Annotated in this window: 21 protein-coding genes, 1 tRNA gene and 2 riboswitches; of the genes, 6 read left to right on the top strand and 16 right to left on the bottom strand. The window is 49.5% G+C overall.

Annotation, left to right across the window (positions count from 1 at the left end):
- Positions 1-125: 125 nt before the first annotated feature.
- From LOZ80_RS31745 to LOZ80_RS31725, 5 genes are read right to left on the bottom strand one after another with little or no spacing between them, the layout of a single operon-like run.
- On the bottom strand, positions 126-839 hold the full coding sequence (locus LOZ80_RS31745; RefSeq protein WP_238168322.1) for an amino acid ABC transporter permease: 714 nt from the start codon (positions 837-839) through the stop codon (positions 126-128).
- Between the two features lie 20 nt (positions 840-859).
- A complete protein-coding gene (locus LOZ80_RS31740; protein WP_189020057.1) occupies positions 860-1,546 on the bottom strand; it encodes an amino acid ABC transporter permease in 687 nt (228 codons plus the stop codon).
- 21 nt (positions 1,547-1,567) lie between these two features.
- A complete protein-coding gene (locus LOZ80_RS31735) occupies positions 1,568-2,461 on the bottom strand; it encodes a transporter substrate-binding domain-containing protein (RefSeq protein ID WP_238168321.1) in 894 nt (297 codons plus the stop codon).
- 27 nt (positions 2,462-2,488) lie between these two features.
- A complete protein-coding gene (locus LOZ80_RS31730) occupies positions 2,489-3,850 on the bottom strand; it encodes an LLM class flavin-dependent oxidoreductase (RefSeq protein WP_238168320.1) in 1,362 nt (453 codons plus the stop codon).
- Between the two features lie 3 nt (positions 3,851-3,853).
- The gene (locus tag LOZ80_RS31725) at positions 3,854-5,158 is read right to left on the bottom strand and encodes an NtaA/DmoA family FMN-dependent monooxygenase (RefSeq protein ID WP_238168319.1); all 1,305 of its coding nucleotides are present in this window, start codon (positions 5,156-5,158) and stop codon (positions 3,854-3,856) included.
- Positions 5,159-5,386: 228 nt separating this feature from the next.
- On the opposite strand from LOZ80_RS31725, the gene LOZ80_RS31720 reads away from it, so the two are divergent.
- Positions 5,387-6,601 (top strand): helix-turn-helix domain-containing protein, encoded by a 1,215-nt coding sequence (locus tag LOZ80_RS31720; RefSeq protein WP_238168318.1) that lies wholly within the window; start codon positions 5,387-5,389, stop codon positions 6,599-6,601.
- Between the two features lie 77 nt (positions 6,602-6,678).
- Here LOZ80_RS31720 and glyA read toward each other — a convergent pair whose 3' ends face one another.
- The 11 genes from glyA to LOZ80_RS31665 form a co-directional block, all read right to left on the bottom strand.
- Positions 6,679-7,929, bottom strand: coding sequence for a serine hydroxymethyltransferase (gene glyA / locus LOZ80_RS31715; RefSeq protein ID WP_283214716.1), 1,251 nt, complete (start codon positions 7,927-7,929; stop codon positions 6,679-6,681).
- 60 nt (positions 7,930-7,989) lie between these two features.
- Positions 7,990-8,595, bottom strand: a complete 606-nt coding sequence (locus LOZ80_RS31710; RefSeq protein WP_238168317.1) for a TIGR01440 family protein — start codon at positions 8,593-8,595, stop codon at positions 7,990-7,992.
- 14 nt (positions 8,596-8,609) lie between these two features.
- Positions 8,610-9,068, bottom strand: coding sequence for a ribose 5-phosphate isomerase B (gene rpiB / locus LOZ80_RS31705; protein ID WP_238168316.1), 459 nt, complete (start codon positions 9,066-9,068; stop codon positions 8,610-8,612).
- 102 nt (positions 9,069-9,170) lie between these two features.
- Positions 9,171-9,251, bottom strand: a riboswitch (ZMP/ZTP riboswitch).
- Between the two features lie 58 nt (positions 9,252-9,309).
- Positions 9,310-9,882 (bottom strand): low molecular weight protein arginine phosphatase, encoded by a 573-nt coding sequence (locus LOZ80_RS31700; RefSeq protein WP_238168315.1) that lies wholly within the window; start codon positions 9,880-9,882, stop codon positions 9,310-9,312.
- Between the two features lie 40 nt (positions 9,883-9,922).
- Positions 9,923-10,483: a manganese efflux pump MntP gene (locus LOZ80_RS31695; protein ID WP_238168314.1), complete on the bottom strand. Its 561-nt coding sequence runs from the start codon at positions 10,481-10,483 to the stop codon at positions 9,923-9,925.
- Positions 10,484-10,546: 63 nt separating this feature from the next.
- Positions 10,547-11,608 (bottom strand): L-threonylcarbamoyladenylate synthase, encoded by a 1,062-nt coding sequence (locus tag LOZ80_RS31690; protein ID WP_238173172.1) that lies wholly within the window; start codon positions 11,606-11,608, stop codon positions 10,547-10,549.
- 38 nt (positions 11,609-11,646) lie between these two features.
- Positions 11,647-12,369 (bottom strand): stage II sporulation protein R, encoded by a 723-nt coding sequence (spoIIR, locus tag LOZ80_RS31685; RefSeq protein WP_238168313.1) that lies wholly within the window; start codon positions 12,367-12,369, stop codon positions 11,647-11,649.
- 177 nt (positions 12,370-12,546) lie between these two features.
- Complete coding sequence (gene prmC, locus LOZ80_RS31680; RefSeq protein ID WP_238168312.1) at positions 12,547-13,428, bottom strand: peptide chain release factor N(5)-glutamine methyltransferase; 882 nt, start codon at positions 13,426-13,428, stop codon at positions 12,547-12,549.
- A complete protein-coding gene (prfA, locus tag LOZ80_RS31675; RefSeq protein ID WP_189020745.1) occupies positions 13,428-14,504 on the bottom strand; it encodes a peptide chain release factor 1 in 1,077 nt (358 codons plus the stop codon). Before prfA ends, prmC begins: the two co-directional genes overlap by 1 nt.
- A gap of 34 nt (positions 14,505-14,538) precedes the next feature.
- Positions 14,539-15,639, bottom strand: a complete 1,101-nt coding sequence (ychF, locus tag LOZ80_RS31670) for a redox-regulated ATPase YchF (RefSeq protein ID WP_189020743.1) — start codon at positions 15,637-15,639, stop codon at positions 14,539-14,541.
- Between the two features lie 77 nt (positions 15,640-15,716).
- Entirely contained in the window at positions 15,717-16,451 is a 735-nt protein-coding gene (locus LOZ80_RS31665; RefSeq protein ID WP_238168311.1) for a PilZ domain-containing protein, read from the bottom strand.
- 104 nt (positions 16,452-16,555) lie between these two features.
- Positions 16,556-16,642, bottom strand: a riboswitch (cyclic di-GMP riboswitch).
- Positions 16,643-16,924: 282 nt separating this feature from the next.
- Between LOZ80_RS31665 and tadA the strand changes: the two genes are divergently transcribed.
- The 5 genes from tadA to LOZ80_RS31640 all read left to right on the top strand — a co-directional run bounded on the left by tadA (position 16,925) and on the right by LOZ80_RS31640 (position 19,856).
- On the top strand, positions 16,925-17,362 hold the full coding sequence (gene tadA / locus LOZ80_RS31660) for a tRNA adenosine(34) deaminase TadA (protein WP_189020749.1): 438 nt from the start codon (positions 16,925-16,927) through the stop codon (positions 17,360-17,362).
- 97 nt (positions 17,363-17,459) lie between these two features.
- Positions 17,460-17,533: transfer RNA gene (locus LOZ80_RS31655), tRNA-Arg, on the top strand.
- Between the two features lie 232 nt (positions 17,534-17,765).
- Positions 17,766-17,960, top strand: coding sequence for a hypothetical protein (locus tag LOZ80_RS31650; protein WP_238168310.1), 195 nt, complete (start codon positions 17,766-17,768; stop codon positions 17,958-17,960).
- Entirely contained in the window at positions 17,960-18,487 is a 528-nt protein-coding gene (locus LOZ80_RS31645) for a hypothetical protein (RefSeq protein WP_238168309.1), read from the top strand. The genes LOZ80_RS31650 and LOZ80_RS31645 overlap by 1 nt, the downstream gene beginning before the upstream one ends.
- Positions 18,488-18,647: 160 nt before the next feature.
- On the top strand, positions 18,648-19,856 hold the full coding sequence (locus tag LOZ80_RS31640) for an MFS transporter (protein WP_238168308.1): 1,209 nt from the start codon (positions 18,648-18,650) through the stop codon (positions 19,854-19,856).
- Positions 19,857-19,875 lie beyond the last annotated feature (19 nt).

Raw genomic sequence — 19,875 nt, 5'->3', positions numbered from 1 at the left:
CGACAAACCTCGTCCATTATATCATATGTTATCCAACTTATCCTCTGAAAAACCAAACATCCCCGGACAGCGCGAAAAACCGTCCCGAGACACAAGAATCCCGGACGGTTCACTTTATTCGCCGCTTATACGGCTATTCGTTTCTCATGACGGCTATACCGGGTCTCCAGCCAGCGGAATAACCGCTCACAGCCCCAGCAGATAACCCAATAAATAATAGAGGCATCAAAATACATTTCCAAATAGCGATAACCGTCGCCCGCCACAATTTTCGCTTGAGCCATGACCTCAATCACCTTGATCGCAAAGGCTAGCGAAGTCCCTTTGATTAAATTAATGAAAATATTTCCCAAATTAGGAAGTGCCGTAACGAATGCCTGCGGCGCGATAATCCGCATCAGTGCCTGGGACGTTGTCATACCGATCGATTGCGCGGCCTCCATCTGGCCAATTTCGATATGGCTCAGCGCCCCGCGTATCACTTCTGACTGATAAGCCGCTGAATTAATCGTGAATGCAAGCAGGGCGATAGCTAGCGGCGACATATCCTGCAGCGGAATGTGCCATCCCCACTTTTCATTGAGAATATCAACGAGCAGCGGCGTACCGTAGAAGACCACGTATAGCTGCACCAACAGGGGAGTTCCGCGGATGAAGGAGACATACAAGACCCCCGCCTTATCCAGCACAGGCACTTTATATATGCGGCACAAGGCGATAACGGAGCCCAGCAAAGTTCCCAGCAGCATCGAGATGATCGCGACGAACAGCATGGAAGGGACGCCTTTCAATACCTCTGGGAATTTCTCGATGGCAAAAGCTAAACTGAATTCGACCAAAGCAGCCCCCTCCCTTCTCTTTATCCGGCAATACTGATATGGCCTTTTTTATAGTTTCTTTCCATGATCCGAAACCCTCTCTCGATGAGAATGCTGATAATCCAGTAGATCAGAGAGACCAGGATATACACTTGAAACGTATTTTTGCCATAATTATTCCCCAGAATAATCTGCACCTGACCCATAAGGTCGATGATTCCGATAGAGAAGGCCAGCGATGTTTCTTTTAATAAAATAATGACGTTGTTGCCCAGGTTAGGAATCGCAATCCCGAATGCCTGGGGTAAAATGATCCGTCTAAGCGACTGTCCGTAAGTCATTCCGATGCTGTAGGCCGCCTCCTGCTGCCCGCTGCCTACGGCCAGATAGGATGAGCGAATAACCTCCGAGAAGAACGCCGAGCTGTGCAGCGAGAAGGTGATGACGGCGAAAATCATTTTATTCCAGCTATTCACATCAATTCCGAATAAAATCAGCAGCTGCGGCAGTCCGTAATACACGAGAAACAGTTGAACGATAGTCGGTGTACACCGCATGAAAGATAAATAAATCGTAGCCAGCCCATACAGATATTTGTTTTTCTGAATACGGGCGAGTGCAATCACCAACCCGAGCAATAAGCCGAACAGGAGAGAGGCCAGCAGAATCGTTAGCGTGACAGGCAATCTCTGGGCGATTCGCAGGACCAAATTCAGCGTTGTTTCCACTCCGGACCCACTCCTCTCAGGTTATTCCTTACGGAACTTATAGCCTTGCTGCACGAATTCCAAGCTTTTGAATACATCGACTTTGAACCATTTCTCCGAAAGTTTCGACAAACTGCCATCCTTAATCAGTTCTGTCGTCGCTGCATCTACCTTCTGGGCAAGTTCTGTTTGATTTTTATTAAAAATGAAATATACAGGCTCTTTGGAGATAACACCGCCAATCTTCAAGTTCAAATTCAACTTCTTCACGGCATCTTCGAAATGGTTGATGTTCAGCAAATGCGCATCGTACTTGCCTGATTCCACTAGCTTCAAGTCATCGGCCGGCGTCGTCTTGTCAACATCCTCGACTTTGATTTCCTTGCCCGGGTGTTTCAGATTGTAATCTTTCAGAATATAACGGAACCCGGAGACTGGGCTCATCGGCACTAATTTCTTGCCGACCAGATCATCCAGCGTTTTGATATCATCTCGATCCGGTTTAACCGCCAAACCTGTAATCGAATAGCCGAACTCTTGCTGCGGGTACAAATACTTTTTCTCCCGCTCCGGATTCTTGAACCAGAAATTAGCGGCAAATGCATATTTACCCGTATCTGTCCCGATCAATTGGCCTTCGTTGTCGACCGATTCAAACTCGAATTTATATTCGGGCAGCTTTTTCTCCAATTCCTTCAAATAATCGATGATGAAGCCGGCTGGCTGATTTTTTTCATCCAGAAAGCTGAATAATGGCACCGGAACTGTGTTTAGTGCTGCTTTGACAACTTTCGGCGCTGCCTTGGCGGTTGGTGCTGTGGTCGTCGCAGGCGCGTTGGTGGCTGCCCCTTCTTTGGTTGTAGCGGCTTTGGCGCAGCCTGCCAAAATAATAAGCAGAACGACTGCAAGAATAAGATGAATGCGTGGTTGTTTCATAGATGATTCCTCCTCAGTAGATGGTGTTTATAGGGATGCGGACGCCTGAACCTTGGACCAGCGATTGGCCGGGGAAGTCAGACCCAGATGTTCACGCAGGGTATGACCTGTGTATTCGATGCGGTAGCGCCCTCTTTTTTGTAATATCGGAATGACCTGCTCCACAAACTCCTCTAACCCTCGAAGATAGTGGGAAGGCATAATCGTGAATCCGTCGCAAGCAGCCTGATCGATCCATGATTCCATCAAATCAGCTAATTGTTCCGGCGTTCCAGCGAAAGTATGGTGGCCGCCAGCTGATATGACGTGCTGACTCATTTGCCTAACCGTCCATTTCTCGCGCTGTCCCAAATCTTTCAATAGCTGCAAGCGGCTCTTCTTGCTGTTGTTGGCCTCGGCATCGATCTCCCAGTAGGGGAACGGGCCGTCCAATGGATACGACGACAAATCGACGTCAATCGTGCCGGACAAGTTCCGTACCGCAATTTCGGGCAGCACCAGTTCATTGAAATAAACCTGCCGCTCCTTGGCTTCACGTTCTGTAGATCCAAGAATAGGTGCGAGTCCAGGCAAAATATGAAACTTCGCTGCATCGCGTCCATAAGGCTCCAGCATCCCCTTCAGGTTCGCATAGTAGCGTTGGGCATCATGCAAATTATCCTGTGCGGTGAAGACAACCTCCGCTTTGCGAGCGGCAAACTGGAGACCGCTTCCTGATGACCCTGCCTGGAACAGCACAGGATGACCTTGTACCGGCCGGGGAATGTAGGAACTGCCGCTGAAGGAGAAATGTGTATCCGAGTGATCGATATCATGCACTTTGGCAGGATCGAGATAGATGCCCGCTTCCCGGTTCGCAACCAGCGCATCCACTTCCCAGCTATCCCAGAGTTTCATCGCGACCTCGACGAATTCATTCGCCCGTTGATACCTCAGCGTATGATCCATATGGGCATCCTTGCTGAATTGGGACGCAATGCGCGGGTCTTGCGAAGTCACCATATTCCAGCCCGCACGGCCTCTGCTCAGATGATCGAGCGTGGCGAATCGGGCAGCTACATGATACGGATCGTTATACGTAGTAGAAAGTGTTGCCGTCAGGCCAATCCGCTCCGTAACAGCAGCCATCACGGAAAGCAGCGTCAGCGTATCCAGCGTAGGGATGGAGCGTTCCTCCGCGACTCGCTCGTTCTGCTCCCCAATAGCGATCTGTTCCAGTATTAGAATCGTATCGAATTTCCCCCGCTCTGACAGTCTGGCGAAATCCTGATAAAAAGAAATATCCAACAGCCGCTCTGCCTGCGTTTCCGGGTGGCGCCATCCGCCTGTATGCTGACCGGCATTGAGAAGGAAGACGCCGAGGTGCAGTTGTTTTTTGGTTGTTGCCATACGTTAAACCCCCTTGCTGATTCGCTCGTTATCTGTCGATGTTAGCCCTGCCTGCTCCCTCAGAGTTGCCGCTGTATAGGCTGTTCGGAAAAGCCCGCGCCGCTGCAGCTCAGGAATAACGTCCTGGACGAATGCCGTAAGACCGCTCTCAAGCAGCGGGAACTGGAGATGAAAGCCGTCGCTTCCGTACGCTTGATACCAAGCCTCCATCCAATCTGCCAGCTGCTTCGGTGTTCCTACAAAGACATGGGTACCGGTTAATTCCAGCACACTACCCGTAAGTTCGCGCAGCGTTGAAGCTGTGATCTCCACTGCTTCCATTGCAGCCCTCAAGGCGGGGATCACAGGCAGCGGGCCATCCAGCGGATAGGCTGCCAAATCCACCTCCAACAAATCAGACAGCAGCGCAAGCGCCGCATGGGGATCGACAAGACCTCTCAATTCTGCCGCTTTCTGACGCGCTTCCTCCTCCGTCCTGCCGAGAATCGGCGAGAGCGTCGTCAGCACTTTCCTATTGCCTGGCGAATGCCCGGAGAATTCCCGCTGTTTACCCAGCTTGGCATAGAAATCAGCAGCAGCCCTGATAGTTGGCCTGGAACTGAAAAGAATCTCCGCATCAACGCTGTTCACGTTCCCCTGGTCGCTGCTCAGACCAAGACGAACAGGGTACCTTTGCGGCGGTCTAGGTATACTTAGCGGACCGCGCACCCGAAAGTGGGGACCTGTGTGGTGGATGAGATGCACCTTCTCCGAGTCGATGTATCGGCCTGATGCCTTATCAATGATAACGGCACTGTCCTCCCAGCTGTCCCATAGACGCTCTGCGACTTCAATGAACTCCTGACGGCGCTCTTGACGCTCGGCAGCCGACAACTCAGGCGGACCACCATAGCGGCGGTGCGGCTCCTGCCAGTCCGTGGCGCTGGCGAGCCACGCTATTCGCCCGCCGCTCAGATGGTCGAGCGCAGCCAACTGGCGGGCAGCCGCGAACGGCTCCGTCACCGAAGTCGATATCGCTGCGCCAAGCCCGATGTGCGCAGTCACTGACGCTAGCGCCCCCAGCAAAGTGAAAGGCTCGAGCAGCAGCCCCGGCTCCGTGCCGGTGGCACGAAGCTGCGCGGCAATGGAAGTGCGATCCAGGTATAGCAGATCGAACTTCCCCCGCTCTGCCAGCTGTGCGATACGGTAGAAATAGTCCGGTTCATGCAATTGCCTTGCTTTGACTTCCGGATGACGCCAACTCCCCGGATAATACCCGGCACCCTGTACCGACAACGCCAGATGCAGCTGCCCTCTTCTTGTCCCCATGTGCGTCCCCAACACCTTTCCTCTCTGTCATCAGACATAAACAAGAGGCTAAGAATCCACCTTGTTATAAAGGGGGAAATTCTTAGCCTCCGGTCGTCCAGCCAGCTATTTTTTATTTATTTCTAATAAAAAGATTGAAATACCTTATTTCATATCGATATACTAGGTTTAATACAAAATAGCACGCCCTCTTTTTGGCGTCAACTGAATGATAAAGATCAAAGAGGAATGAACAGAAATGAAGAAAATGCCCATCATTTGACAGCTAGGAGGGTTGCCCACATGATCAAAGATCAATTTAATTTAATCCATATCAGTGAAGTCATGAATGAATTGGATGTCAGCCGCTCCACCATAGATCGCTGGCGGAAGACCAAACAACTCCCCAGTATGAAGATCGGGAAAGAAATCTATTTTGACAAGAACGAAGTGGTCCGCTGGTACAGGCAGTTCGGTCAGGTTCGACAAGCGGCTCCTAGCCTGACTGCCAACCAGACCCTCACCATCGGATACACGACGGTCTCAACCCATATGTGGAGTCCGCTCATCATCAAGGAGTTTGGACTTTTGGAAGAAGAATTAAGACGCATCAGCCCCAAGAATCGGATTGAAATCAAATGGCACCAAGCCAAGGATGGCATGGAGCTCGTGAAAGGTATGATTGCCGGCACCATTCATCTGGCTACTTTCGGCGATTACGCCCTCTCTGTCAGCCATACCATCAGTCGGCTGCTGCCGGACTTCCGTCCCATTCTGCTCGCTGCTGGCGGCAAGTCCGCGGAAGGCAACGGGTTCGGGATGGTCGTCCCTACGAGCCTGAACCTGAAAAACATCTCCGAGCTGGCCACGCTGCCCATTGCGACGACTTTCCGCACCAACGCGGAGTTTCGACTGAAGAAGATGCTCGAATCCTACCATATGACCGAGCTCAACATTATTCATCGTTCCATCGAAGAAAGCATGCAGAGCCTGCACCAGGGCAAATTGAGCGCTTCGATTATGTGGGAGCCGTTCCTCAGCCTGGCGCATCATCAGCGTGTTGGCAAATCCATTTTTGACAAAGAACTGGGGCTTGGTTTCATGGCAAGCGTCGTCGCCGACGAAGGCTGGGCCCATGCCCATGAGGACTTGGTCGTTGCCTACTTGAAAGCCCACCTGCTGGCGAACCGGCTCATGCGGGAACAGCCTAACAAAGCAGCCAAGTTCTTCAGCCTGGAAACCGGATTTCCCGAAGAAGTCATCCACCGCTCCATTTCCCAGATTAGATGGGATGCGGCGCTCTACCAATCAGATCTCACTCGTCTGAGTTATTTTGACTCGACCCGGCAGACAGATATTGCATATAACATCGCCTATCTCCGTATCGCTGCTCAGGAGTTAAAGCTTCCGACGCTTCCCGTCCATCCGATCGCTGGCGCTTGGCAGCAGGATCATTATTATTAAGTTGAAAAAACACAAAGAAGCTGCCTTCAAGCAGATATCATCTACCTAAAGACAGCTTCTCTTCTATAAGTTAAAAATTAGTAAGTCAAACCTGGGTAAAGCGGGTATTGAGCTGTCAAATCTTTCACAAGACCGCGAGCTTTTTCCAATACAGCTTCGTCTTTCGGGTTTTTCAAAGTAAGACCGATAACTTTGGCGATCGTTTTCATCGCTTCTTCACCCATGCCACGGGACGTTACAGCCGGCGTACCCAAACGGATACCACTTGTAATGAACGGGCTAGTTGGGTCGAAAGGAATCGCATTTTTGTTCGCTGTAATTCCGATTTCGTCAAGCACGTGCTCAGCATCTTTACCCGTGATGTTCAGGTTGCGAAGGTCGATCAGCATCAAGTGGTTATCCGTACCACCGGAAACTAGGTTGATGCCTTCAGCCGTAAGAGCTGTCGCCAATGCTTGTGCATTGTTGATGACATTTTGACCGTATACTTTGAAATCCGGCTGCAAAGCTTCACCGAAGGAAACAGCTTTCGCTGCGATTGTGTGCATCAAAGGACCGCCTTGGGAACCAGGGAATACCGCTTTATCAATCGCTGCAGCCCAAGCTTTGCGCGTCAAAATCATACCACCACGTGGTCCGCGAAGCGTTTTGTGCGTTGTTGTTGTAACGAAATGCGCGTGCGGCACTGGGTTCGGGTGCAAACCAGCAGCAACCAGACCTGCGATATGCGCCATATCGACGAAGAACAATGCGCCTACATCGTTAGCGATGGATGCCAAAGCTTCGAAATCAATCGTACGCGGGTAAGCACTTGCGCCAGCTACAAGCATGCGAGGCTTATGTTTGAATGCCGCTTTGCGAACATCGTCGTAGTCGATGCGGAAATCTTTTTCGCTTACGCCGTAAGCGACGAAGTTGTAAAGAATACCGGAAGCATTCACCGGGCTGCCATGCGTCAAGTGACCGCCATGTGCAAGGTTCATACCAAGCACCGTGTCGCCAGGGTTCAGAGCTGCCAAGTAAACAGCCATGTTCGCTTGTGCGCCGGAGTGCGGTTGAACGTTCGCGTGTTCAGCACCGAAAAGCTCTTTCGCACGGTCGCGAGCGATATCTTCCACGATGTCTACGTACTCACAGCCGCCATAGTATCTTTTGCCTGGGTAGCCTTCTGCATATTTGTTCGTAAGTACAGTACCCATTGCTTCAAGAACAGCTTGGCTTACGATGTTCTCAGAAGCGATCAGCTCGATTTTGTCGCGTTGACGGCCAAGCTCAAGGTTCATTGCTTCTACGATTTTCGGATCTTGTTTGTTCAGAAAACTTGTCATGGGAAATTCCTCCTAGAAAATAGTCATATCTGTTTAATCATCATTCACCGAGGGAATAAGTTAACAATCCGCATCTGGTGCGGCTGTCTGGTATAGCTGCTCAGCTGTATCTGCCGAATAAACAGCTCGGATACCGCCAATCAATTTGGGCCGTGTGAACGCCATTGTCACATAAGCATGACCAAGGTTTCGCACTGGCGGCCTTGCAGGAACAGCGACACGACGCAGATGCATCCCAATCAGGGTACTGCCAATATCGATACCCGCATGGGCCTGAATCGTCTCCACAACCACGGGCTTCGCGAAGTGGCGATAGGCATAAGAGGCCATGGAGCCACCGGCTTTGGGAACCGGGATCACGGATACAGGCTCAAGCTGCGGCGTTAGCAGCAACAGCTCTTCTTCAATAACGAGAGCACGATTCAGATGTTCGCAGCATTGAAAAGCAACATGCAGCCCGAATTCGCGGCTAATGCGCTGCACCGTGTCATAAATCGGCTTCGCCGCATCCAGCGTACCCGACGTGCCAATCCGATGCCCGAGGATTTCACTCGTGCTCGTACCGATGACCAGAATATGACCTGGCCGCAGGCTGCCTACTTGGATCAACTCTCGAAGATTCGTTTCCAAACCTTCAGCAACATGGTGAAGTATGGAATCTGTCATGATGGCGCCCGCTCCTACGCTTGAACCGTGAAGCGATCTTCGATGCTTTGCACTTTATTAATGCGGTTCTGGTGGCGAACACCTTGGGAAAACTCGGTTTCCAACCAGATTTTCACGATTTCCTCGGCTACGCCGGGGCCGATAACGCGTTCCCCTAACGCAAGCACATTCGTGTCATTATGCTCACGCGTTGCTTTCGCCGAAAATAGATCATGGACAAGCGCACAACGGATACCCGGCACCTTATTCGCGGCAATCGACATCCCGATGCCCGTCCCGCAAATGAGAATTCCTTTATCAGCACCGCCGGAAACGACTTGCTCACAAACTTGAAGCGCATAGTCGGGATAATCCACCGAATCTGCACAGCTGCAGCCATAATCAATAACCTGATGGCCTAATGATTCAATAAAAGGAATGATTACATCTTTCAAACGATAGCCTGCATGATCCGCACCTAAGGCAATTTTCATGAATAGAACGCTCCTCATCTTCTTCGAATTCGACCATCCTATTATATCCCAAAGCGCGCTAAAAACGAAAAAAAGAGCGGACACGCTAGAATAAGCGCGTTGCTCTTTTGCCCAGGCGACCGGCCGTATAGCTCAATGCTCCATTGTGGTTGCTCCCACTCGTCGCCAGTTACATTGAGTCTTGATTGATAGGTCTATTTTACCGCATTCCGGCTTAGGTGTAAAGATGTATCCGTATTTCCTACGTGCGGATTTTCTTAACCAATTTATCCAAGCTGCTGCTGATCTCTTCCGCCGTTTGCCGATAAACCTCCAGAGGTCCGCCGAACGGATCGGATATGTCATAGTCAGGGATTTCCTGCTCGAGCTGGTAGATCCGACTTCTTTCCTCCACAGAAACGGCTTGCGAAAGAGCCTGCTTGAGCTGAACCTCGGTCACGAGGCGCTCTCTCTCTTCAATCGCTTGCCGAACACGAGTATCGTCTTCCACATACTCTTTGAGCGTAAACGTCTTCTCCATCGCATCAGGAAACCGCTGAATGACGGTCCTTTTGTGCCCCATGGTCATGGTTAAAATAAGGTCGGCCCACTGTACTTCCGACTCCTGAATCGCTAGCGATGACAGCGAATCCTTGAAGCCCGCTTCCTGCAGAAGCGATGCGCTGTTCCGAGAAATAGGACCGCCGGATATGGCCGATACCCCTGCTGAACGAACCTCCGCCGCAAGCCCTTCTTGGTGCACCCGAATACGCAGCAAACCTTCTGCTAATGGACTGCGGCACGTATTTCCTGTACATACAAATAGAATTCGCAACTTGAAATCCCTCCCTTAAAGCTTCTATATCTTCATTGTATCATAGCAAAAACTTGATCCCAAACGCCAATAAAATCAGCCCGCCGAAAGCTTCGCCATACTCACCGACCCAGCCGCTCACCCGTCTGCCAACCAGTAAGCCTGCAATCGATAGCAGTCCGCCAAAAAGACCGAAAATAAGTACTGTCAGTACAATATCTGTAGCAAACATGCCCAGCGATACCCCAACGGAGAACGAATCTATACTGACGCTAAGCGAGAAAATCATTAACCCCCATAACGTTCTATGATCAAAGGCGGTCGCTTCTTCTCCGCGAATCGAACTATACACCATATGTGAGCCTAGTAGAATAAGCAGGCATCCCCCTGCCGCAGTAGCTACATTACCAAGGAGCAACGAGACATATTGTCCCATGAACATCCCCATAAGAGGCATAATAATGTGAAATAGTCCAATCACGAGGCTAATTTTCAAAATATCCAGCAAACGAATCCCTTTCATGCCTATGCCTATGCCCAAAGAAAAAGCATCCAGACCGAGAGCGATCGCCATAATAATAATCGTGACCAGCTGTCCCAATTCCACACCAGATACGTGCATCGTGCTATCCCCCTTGTCCGCTTTCTCTCCCAAGATATGCGGACAAACAGGGAATCATGCTAGCTAAACACGTACAAGCCTGTGACCGGCTGCTTTGCGCAGACGATTCATAATGGCAAGGCCAATTCCGACTTCGGGGCAGCCTTCTGCCACAATGTAAGCTATACCTTGTTGATCGAATTGTCTTAACGCCGCATACAGGCCATGAGCAATCGATGCCGGTTCCGACAACGACCCGCAAGCAATAACCAGATCAGCGTCATACTGCGAGGCTCTCTCTTCGAAAGTAAGCACACCTGTGGATTCACCTCGTGCTCGGGCAGCCCGAATATCTTGCTGAATCCAAGCCATCACAGCTTCAGCGTGATCTCCCTGCACAATATGCATAAAGCCTTGCGGTGCATAATGCGTGTACTTCATTCCCGGAGCTCGCGGCGTTTCTGAAGCTCCTACATCTTCCCGCTCCGGTTCATGCATTCGCAGATTCGGAAGTACCGACCGCAGCTGCTCCGCGGTTACGCCCCCGGGACGAAGAATATACAATTCACCGTCCGCCAGCTGAATCACAGTGGACTCCACGCCAACACCCGTTGCGCCACCGTCCACAAGACCGCCAATGCGTCCGTCCAAATCGTCCCTGACATGCTCCGCCAAAGTCGGACTCGGACGTCCTGAGCTATTGGCGCTAGGAGCCGCGATCGGCAGCCCGGCTTCACGCAGAAGCTCCAAAGCAACAGGATGATCCGGTATACGTATCCCCACCGTAGCAAGGCCAGCCGTTACCAACGGCGAAATGCCGCCCGTTCGCACAGGCAGCACAATAGTTAGCGGTCCCGGCCAGAAAACATCCATAAGCCGCTGGTGATCTAAGGTGACACTTTCCATCTCCACTAGCCCTGAAAGCTGCGTCCTATCAGCGATATGGACAATCAGCGGGTTATCCGAAGGTCTCCCCTTGGCTTTGAAAATACGCTCCACAGCTTCCGTGTTCGTGGCATCTGCGCCAAGTCCATAGACCGTCTCCGTCGGGAATGCTATCGTTTCACCCTCTCTCAGAAGCATTGCGGCTTCCGCCAAGCTGCTGATTCCATCGGTGCCCGAACCCGCTTCCACTTTCCAATACATTGTCACGCTCTATCATCCTTACTTCCCTAAATTCAATTTCAACTAAACCAAGAAGCAATCTTTTTGACCATTTCCCAGACGAAAAACTTCACTTCCGGTTGTGCGGCGGCAGCCACTGATGTCTGTGACTCAGCTTTCACTTGCGGAGCGCTGCCAGCTTTGGCTGTTGATGCGGCCTTAACTGCAGGTGTCGCGACAGCTTTGGTATCCACTTCTGTCTTAGCTACAACAGCTGCTGATGCTACCGCTTCTCCGGAAACAGAATCTACGAAACATAATGGCGGGAACAGCACACACCACCAGTTCTGTCCTTCCCCACTGCCAATCGTAACCCGCAGCGCCTCATATTCACCTGCCGGATAGACTTGGTTGCCGTACATTTTCGTTGGAAAAGGAACTCTCCCCAATTCCACCGTATGGGAGTATGTGTAGCCGCGTGCTTCTATCATCTGTCCAACAAGCGTATCAAATTCAGCCAAATGTGCATTGACTACGACTCTTGCTTCATCTAGCGATTGCGGACCGACGACCCAAGTCTCCATACGAGCTATTATCGCGTCACGAATCTCGCGTTTTAGGGCTTGATCCTGGGCAGAATCCGAGTTTGCAAGAATACGCAAACGGATAGATTCTTCCGGTATAGTAGGCGCGATAACCGCCGCATTCGTCCGATTGGATTCCCAACATGTAATCATCACAATAAGTGCAAAAGCTACCAATAATAAATGTTTGAATGATGGCCGTTCCGTTCTTTTTACCATTAGAAAAAGCCCCTTTCCCTTCGCTTCTACCAACCAGTATGGGCAAAAAGAGAAGAGGCTAAACCTAGTAATCTATGAAAATTGTAAAAATAATAGAGTTAGGTTGAGAGACACAGGGTGGGCTGAAAAGGAAAAATAGCCTTAACTTCTTAGTTCAGGTGCTTCTAGCTGGTTATCCTACCCGCTGGATTCGCGGATCGCCAGTACGTGGCGATTAATGCCCTGCAGATCCGGCACGAAGCGGATCTCGTCCCAGTCGGCGGCGGCGCCCAACATCGCCGCCACAGCCTCCGCTTGCCGGATGCCGACCTCGAACCCGACCACGGTCGGGATTCGCGGCAGCTGCGGCAGCTGCGAGATCATACGGCGGTAGAGGTCGAGTCCCTCTACACCGCCGAACAAAGCCGTGTGCGGCTCGAACAGCCGCACCTCCGGCATTAGCGCAGGCAGGTCGCCATCAGGGATATACGGTGGGTTCGACACCAGTATATCGGGCGCGATCCCGCGCTGGATGAACGGTTCGAGGAGGTCTCCCTCGAGCCACTCCACACGCGCAGCCACGCCGTGGCGCTGCGCGTTCACGCGGGCCATCTCCAGCGCTGCCGCGGAGATGTCGCTGGCCGCCACGCGCCACGCGAGGCGCGCGTGCGCAATCGTAACCGGGATCACTCCGCTCCCGGTGCCAACATCCGCAAGCAGCGGAGCGCCTAGCGGGAACAGACGCGTGCCCTCGTGGAGCAAAGCTTCCACGAGCAGTTCCGTCTCCGGCCGCGGGATCAGCACGGCCGGGCTCACAGCAAAAGGAAGGCCGTAGAAATCCTGCTCGCCGATGATATACTGCACCGGCTCGCCCGCGGCCTTCCGCTCGACCAGCTGACGCCAAGACTCCGCCAGCTCCACTGGAAACTGTTCCTGGAAGCGGAACAGCAGCTTCGTTCGCGTGCAGCCTAGCAGGTGCTGCAGCAACAGCTCCACACAGGAAGCTGCCTCGGCCACGCCTAGCTTCCCTAAAAAAGAAGAAGCCTCTACATAGGCTTCTCTAATCGTTGCAGTCGGCATCACATCGCCTGCTCCCCTTTATCTAACGCATCGGACTGTGCAGCAATGGTTAATGCGGAAACAATCTCCGCCATATCGCCGTTAAGGACCGTTTCCAAACGATGCAAAGTCAAACCAATCCGGTGATCGGTAATCCGGCTTTGCGGGAAGTTGTACGTACGGATACGCTCTGAACGGTCTCCCGTACCTACCTTGCTTTTACGCTCGCCAGCATATTTCGCTTCTTCCTCTTCACGCAATTTATCCGAAATCCGCGTACGAAGTACGCGAAGTGCCGACTCTTTATTCGAGTTTTGCGATTTGCCATCCTGACAAGTAGCTACGATGCCTGTAGGCACATGAGTTACGCGCACAGCAGATTTCGTTGTATTAACGGACTGACCGCCCGCTCCACTTGAACAGAACGTATCTACGCGAATGTCCGCATCATGAATGACAATTTCTACATCTTCAGCTTCCGGCATAACAACAACCGTAGAGGTCGATGTATGAATGCGTCCGCCAGACTCCGTAACTGGAATCCGCTGTACACGGTGCGCTCCGCTCTCAAACTTAAGCTTGCTATAAGCACCTTTGCCCGTAATCATGAAAATGATCTCTTTGAATCCGCCTAAATCATTCACGGAAGCATCCAGAATTTCCGTTTTCCAGCCTTGACCATCCGCATAACGCGTATACATCCGGTAAAGATCACCTGCGAATAACGCAGCTTCATCACCACCAGCCGCTCCGCGAATTTCGACGATTACGTTCTTACCGTCGTTGGGATCTTTGGGCATCATCAGCAATCTAAGCTGTTCTTCCAAAGAAGCCGCTTGTTCGCTCAGCTCATCAATCTCCATTTTGACCATTTCGCGCATCTCATCGTCCAGCTTCTCGTTCTGCATCACTTTCGCATCAGCGAGCTGTTCACTTACACTCTTATATTCATTATAAGCATCATAAGCTTCTTGAAGATCGGATTGTTCTTTGGAGTATTCTCTCAATTTCTTCGTATCATTTGTGACATCAGGGTCACATAACAATTCACTTAATTTATCATATCGATCTACAATCGATTGCAATCTATCCAACATCGTGGATCACTCCTTTCTTATCTTTTTCTCGTAGTTAAACGTTGAATCTGAAATGCATGACGTCCCCGTCATTCACCACGTACTCTTTGCCTTCAAGTCGCACTTGGCCTTTTTCCTTAGCTCCATTCATGGAACCAGCCGCTGCCAAATCATTGTAAGACACAACCTCAGCACGGATAAAACCACGTTCGAAATCGGTGTGAATCACACCAGCTGCTTGCGGTGCTTTCGTTCCTTTACGAATCGTCCAGGCTCTTACCTCTTGCACGCCAGCTGTGAAATACGTATACAAGCCAAGCTTTCTATACGCTGCTTTAATCAATCTATTCAAGCCGGACTCTTGAAGTCCCAACTCTTCGAGGAACATCGCTTTTTCTTCGTCTTCCAACTCGGCGATTTCGGATTCAACCTTCGCGCTGATCGACACCACTTCGTTGTTTTCGCCTTCAGCAAATTCTTTCACAATCTTCACGAAAGGATTTTCGTCTGCTGTCGCCACTTCATCCTCACTCACGTTTGCTGCATAAAGCACAGGTTTCATGGTCAAAAGGTGAAGATCGCGCACGAGAAGTTTCTCATCTTCGCTGAGATCCAAACTACGCGCTGGCTTATCTTCATAAAGCGCTTCTTTAATACGCTCCAAACACTCCACTTCAGCAACAACCTTTTTGTCGCCGCCTTTGAGGTTTTTGCGTGAACGCTCAATCTTCTTCTCTACGGACTCGATGTCAGCCAATATCAATTCAAGATTGATCGTCTCGATATCGCCAATCGGATCTACTTTACCAGAAACGTGGGTAATATTATCATCTTCAAAACAACGAACAACATGCACAATGGCATCCACTTCACGAATGTGCGCCAGAAATTTATTTCCAAGCCCTTCGCCTTTGCTCGCGCCCTTCACTAAACCCGCGATATCCACGAATTCAAAGGCTGTCGGGACAATGCTCTTAGGCACAACAATCTCTACCAGCTTCTGCAATCTCTCGTCTGGTACTTCAACTACCCCAACATTCGGATCGATCGTACAAAACGGATAATTCGCAGATTCTGCTCCCGCCTGTGTAATTGCATTAAACAATGTCGATTTTCCTACGTTCGGTAGACCGACGATACCTGCTTTCAAAGCCATTGTAGTTACAACTCCTTAATTTTCGAAAATCATCCTTCTTATTATATAGTACTTGGAACGCAAAAAAAAGCCTGAGGCTACGGATTGGCCACAGTCTTTTTTTCCATTGCTTTTTTGATTTGCGCTTCCCGCTTCTGAATGAAGTAAGTTTCTATCTGATTTTTGAGGATAAAGCCTCTTAACGCATTTGTTTTTTCATCCGGAACATTCAAATATCTGGCCCCATAGTAGAAGCCCGCATTTGTTTTCTCTTTTCTAACAACTTCCATTGTACAGGCCATCGAAAAGCCAAGATTCAATTCAACTTCCAGCTGAGAATGCTTTTGGATAATTTTTTCGACCATTGCATTGTCATCTACCGTGAAGCCTACGCCATTAATGGAAATATTTTTGATCGAAATGGCAATCGGATTGTCTAAATGATGTTTATTTCGCTTATTTACATCTTGAAGTCCGAATAACAAGCCGCCCTTTGTGACTTCAACACGAGGAAACTCCCGTTTCTCCGTAAATTTCCGACGATTTTCGGGTGGATTCAGCACGATGAGAGATCCCTGCTCTTTGGCAACTACCGTCGTTTCCCAAACAAACAGCCCTGATTTCGTATAGACTGTCATTTTCAGCTTATCCCCCAACCGAAACACATCAAACTCAGGGAGTTCTACCTCAATAATGTCACCGAGAGCATAAGTCAACACACCAGTAGCTACGAAATCTTCCTTGCTGAGCACTGCTTTACTGTCGATCATGACATCAGCATCATAGCCTTCTTTACTGCCATAAAGTTTCATGGGTTGTTGCTCGTTGGCCACTTTACTCAACATCCTTTCGCGAACCGTACTCGACTTATATCATTAAAAATAGACCGCCCCGATGATCCGGAACAGTCTATTACCTTAATCAAAAAGCAATGATTTTCGGTAACCAGGCTGTCATAGTTCGCGGGAACCGTAGACCCTCAGCTTTGCGTCCTTGCCTTTCAGCAAGTTTGCCATTTCGAATTCTGCAATTTCATGTCTGATTGTGGTTGTGCAGGCTTTATGGTCATAAAGGCCTACTAGCATCTTCATTATATCGGAACCTTGTCTCAGTTATCAACTAAAAACCTTGCGCAGCCCATCTTTTTAGTGTATGAATGTAGAAAGAAAAAAGTATCCACAACTTTTTAAGTTATCCACATTGTTATCCACAGGTTGTTAACAACGAATATTTGTTCGATGTTTTATTCACATGTGGATAAATTATTTTAGCGAGGTGTCCCCCTGTGGATGAACATATCCCCTGGATGAAAGAAGCCATTCAAGAGGCGCTCAAAGCCGAAGCCATCCGCGAAGTGCCGATCGGCGCTGTCGTTGTCCACCAAGGCCAAATTATTGGTCGCGGCTACAATCTTCGTGAAACAACCCTAGATCCGCTCGCTCATGCAGAGCTGGTTGCTATTAAGCAGGCAAGTGAACATTTGCAGGCGTGGCGTCTGCTAGATTGCCAGCTTTATGTTACGTTAGAACCCTGCCCTATGTGCGCTGGCGCCATTGTTCAAGCTCGGATCCCGCAAGTGATTTATGGCACGACGGATCCTAAAGCAGGCTGCGCGGGGACGCTCATGAACCTGCTGCAGGAAGACCGGTTTAATCACCGTGTCGACGTCATTAGCGGCGTCATGCAGGAAGAGTGTTCGACGATGCTGACCCAATTTTTCCGTAAATTACGCGGCAAGGAATAATCGTTGCATCCATCTGTGCAAGAAATTCTCTAGATGACCTGGCCGCAACCGAATGCTTGCGCCGTGGAGGCCTTCGTGCTATCATAATTCTTGCTATGCGCCCGTAGCTCAGCAGGATAGAGCAACAGTTTCCTAAACTGTAGGTCGTACGTTCGAATCGTATCGGGCGCGTATATCCTACCTAAAGAGGCTGCCCTTAAGTCATAAATTGACTTTTGGGACAGCCTCTTTTTTCTTTTTTATAGAAACACTATTTTTACAACAGTCGTACGCCCAAAAGGGTTTTCTCTTGAAGAGCAATTTATCAGCATTAATTTTTGTATGGTAATATATACCTATTTTTGATATGCTAAAATTCTACAAAATATTTAAAAATTATCCATTATAAGAAATGAGGAGAACCATGTATTTCAGAATATCAGCCCTATCTGCAGGTATTATTTCTTTTCTCTATGCCGTTTCCATGCTATCTTCCAGCCGCGTATTCACGTTTGACACAGCTTTAAATTTGAGTACCATATTGGGCGTTGCTCTTGGCCTATCGCTGTTCAATTTCTTCATTGCACTATTGAAAACATACCGAACGGAGGCTGCTTAATGCCACGCAGGCTTACTATTTACTTAGGTATGGCTGGTGCTTTGCTCTTATCTATCGCCAGCTTAATGAATTGGCAAGCCTTAACTGTCATCGGGCAATCCGCTATTTACGAAGATGATGTCGTTGATTTTGCAAAATTTCTTTTCAAATATAAGCCTCTTGTTCTGTGCTTATCCGCTATTCTCATAGGTATGTTTTTTATTAACTTCAGTTGGGAATTTGGGCAGCAAAAAAGTAAAGTCGTATCGAGTCTCCAGTTCAATTCTCGTTTTATAAATGATTATGAGGTAAAGAATACCTATAGTATCATTTTTAAATTCATTGGGGTGGCAACCATTGTAATTGGATTTCTGTCAGCCATCTACTTATGGACAGGCGGAATTGACCTTCCTAGAGATAAATCATCCGTATTCTTATTCGGCTTAGTCCCACTCCTGTATTCCTTACTTGGAGGCTTAATCTTTATGGGGTTTGGTGAAGTTCTTAAATTACTGCAACAGATACGAGACAAAAATACTACGATTTAAACCAATAACCCTTCTAGCGTCATAGACGTAGAAGGGTTATTTTTTATCCCTAATCCATCCAGTTGTCTTGCTCATATTATTTGTGATTACGTACCATAGCCTAGCACCCAGCCAATGTTCTATAATGAACGGAGCTCAGTCCGAAAGGAGTCTTACACCAATGACGATCATCAAAACGCCATCCTCCTACCGCATCCCTCTTTTCTGCGCGGTAACGTTGCTGTTCTGGATGTCGATGTATACCAGCGTTCCTATTATGGCCCCCTATGTGGAATTTCTGGGCGGGAACCATCAGCTTGCTGGGTGGATTGTCGGGATGTATGGTATCTCGCAAATGCTGCTTCGAATTCCAGTCGGTATTATGTCGGACCGATTTCATAAACGCAAACTGTTCATCACCTTTGGGCTGTTTTTCACAGCGATTGCGGGTTTAGGGCTCTGGTTCACGCATGATTTCACCTGGATCCTCATTCTGCGTGCACTGGCCGGCGCGGCTGCGGCAACTTGGGTAGATTTCACGGTATTATTTACGAGCTATTATAAGCATGAAGATTCTACGAAAGCGATTGGCACGATTTCCTTCTTCAATTCGCTCGGCCAGGTGCTCGGTATTCTTGCGGCAGGTTGGGCCGCTGATTCTCTAGGCTGGGAAGCTGCATTTATTTTAGGCGCCGGACTAGGTGTGATAGGGCTTATAGGATCTTTTTTCCTCGTAGAAAAGGTCGAACCCGACGCTCCAAAAATAACGCTGCGCGGCATTGGTGAGGTGGCGACGGACCGGACCTTACTGTTTGTTTCTTTACTAGCCATTCTGTCTCAAGTGCTGATCTTTGCCACTGTCTTCGGGTTCACGCCTGTTTATGCTACCGAGCTTGGGGCTGATAAATTTTCTTTATCCCTGCTCTCTTTGTTTGCCAATGTGCCAGTGGCCCTAGCTTCTTTATTCGGTGGAAGGCGTTGGGCTGCCAGATATGGAGAAAAGCGCATGGTCGTATGGGGCTTCCTTCTTATGGGGATATTCACATTCTCGGTTCCGTTCACGCATCATCTTTGGATACTTATGATTACTCAAGCTTTTGCCGGGTTCGGGCGAGGGCTTTCCTTTACACTTCTGATGGGAATGAGCATCAAACATATGGCTGCGGATAAGCGGGCAACGGCCATGGGCTTTTTCCAAGCGATCTATGGCCTCGGTATGTTCATTGGTCCTGTTCTCATGGGGGTTATCGGTGATTGGTTCTCGCTAAGTCAGGGATTTATTATCCTTGGAATTCTCGGTGTTCTAAGCGCTGCTCTTTCGCAATGGTTTGTTCGCAATAGTTCTTCTACGCCGCATATCAAGCCTGGAAGTTCGTCTGTATCTCATTAAAAACGTATGAGGCTGTCTC

The sequence above is a fragment of the Paenibacillus sp. HWE-109 genome, assembly GCF_022163125.1.
Classification (GTDB): Bacteria; Bacillota; Bacilli; order Paenibacillales; family NBRC-103111; genus Paenibacillus_E.
The sequence above is the reverse complement of the archived record's forward strand: the minus strand, read 5'-3'. Positions and strand labels throughout refer to the sequence as shown.

Excerpts from the sequence above, each read along its gene's own strand:
- LOZ80_RS31645 (WP_238168309.1), top strand. The coding sequence starts at position 17,960 with ATGCCACGCAGGCTTACTATTTACTTAGGTATGGCTGGTGCTTTGCTC.
- LOZ80_RS31735 (WP_238168321.1), bottom strand. The coding sequence starts at position 2,461 with ATGAAACAACCACGCATTCATCTTATTCTTGCAGTCGTTCTGCTTATT.
- prfA (WP_189020745.1), bottom strand. The coding sequence starts at position 14,504 with ATGTTGGATAGATTGCAATCGATTGTAGATCGATATGATAAATTAAGT.
- tadA (WP_189020749.1), top strand. The coding sequence starts at position 16,925 with ATGAAAGAAGCCATTCAAGAGGCGCTCAAAGCCGAAGCCATCCGCGAA.
- LOZ80_RS31725 (WP_238168319.1), bottom strand. The coding sequence starts at position 5,158 with ATGGGGACAAGAAGAGGGCAGCTGCATCTGGCGTTGTCGGTACAGGGT.
- LOZ80_RS31720 (WP_238168318.1), top strand. The coding sequence starts at position 5,387 with ATGAACAGAAATGAAGAAAATGCCCATCATTTGACAGCTAGGAGGGTT.
- rpiB (WP_238168316.1), bottom strand. The coding sequence starts at position 9,068 with ATGAAAATTGCCTTAGGTGCGGATCATGCAGGCTATCGTTTGAAAGAT.
- LOZ80_RS31730 (WP_238168320.1), bottom strand. The coding sequence starts at position 3,850 with ATGGCAACAACCAAAAAACAACTGCACCTCGGCGTCTTCCTTCTCAAT.
- LOZ80_RS31650 (WP_238168310.1), top strand. The coding sequence starts at position 17,766 with ATGTATTTCAGAATATCAGCCCTATCTGCAGGTATTATTTCTTTTCTC.
- glyA (WP_283214716.1), bottom strand. The coding sequence starts at position 7,929 with ATGACAAGTTTTCTGAACAAACAAGATCCGAAAATCGTAGAAGCAATG.
- LOZ80_RS31640 (WP_238168308.1), top strand. The coding sequence starts at position 18,648 with ATGACGATCATCAAAACGCCATCCTCCTACCGCATCCCTCTTTTCTGC.
- prmC (WP_238168312.1), bottom strand. The coding sequence starts at position 13,428 with ATGCCGACTGCAACGATTAGAGAAGCCTATGTAGAGGCTTCTTCTTTT.
- LOZ80_RS31690 (WP_238173172.1), bottom strand. The coding sequence starts at position 11,608 with ATGTATTGGAAAGTGGAAGCGGGTTCGGGCACCGATGGAATCAGCAGC.
- LOZ80_RS31695 (WP_238168314.1), bottom strand. The coding sequence starts at position 10,483 with ATGCACGTATCTGGTGTGGAATTGGGACAGCTGGTCACGATTATTATT.
- ychF (WP_189020743.1), bottom strand. The coding sequence starts at position 15,639 with ATGGCTTTGAAAGCAGGTATCGTCGGTCTACCGAACGTAGGAAAATCG.
- spoIIR (WP_238168313.1), bottom strand. The coding sequence starts at position 12,369 with ATGGTAAAAAGAACGGAACGGCCATCATTCAAACATTTATTATTGGTA.
- LOZ80_RS31710 (WP_238168317.1), bottom strand. The coding sequence starts at position 8,595 with ATGACAGATTCCATACTTCACCATGTTGCTGAAGGTTTGGAAACGAAT.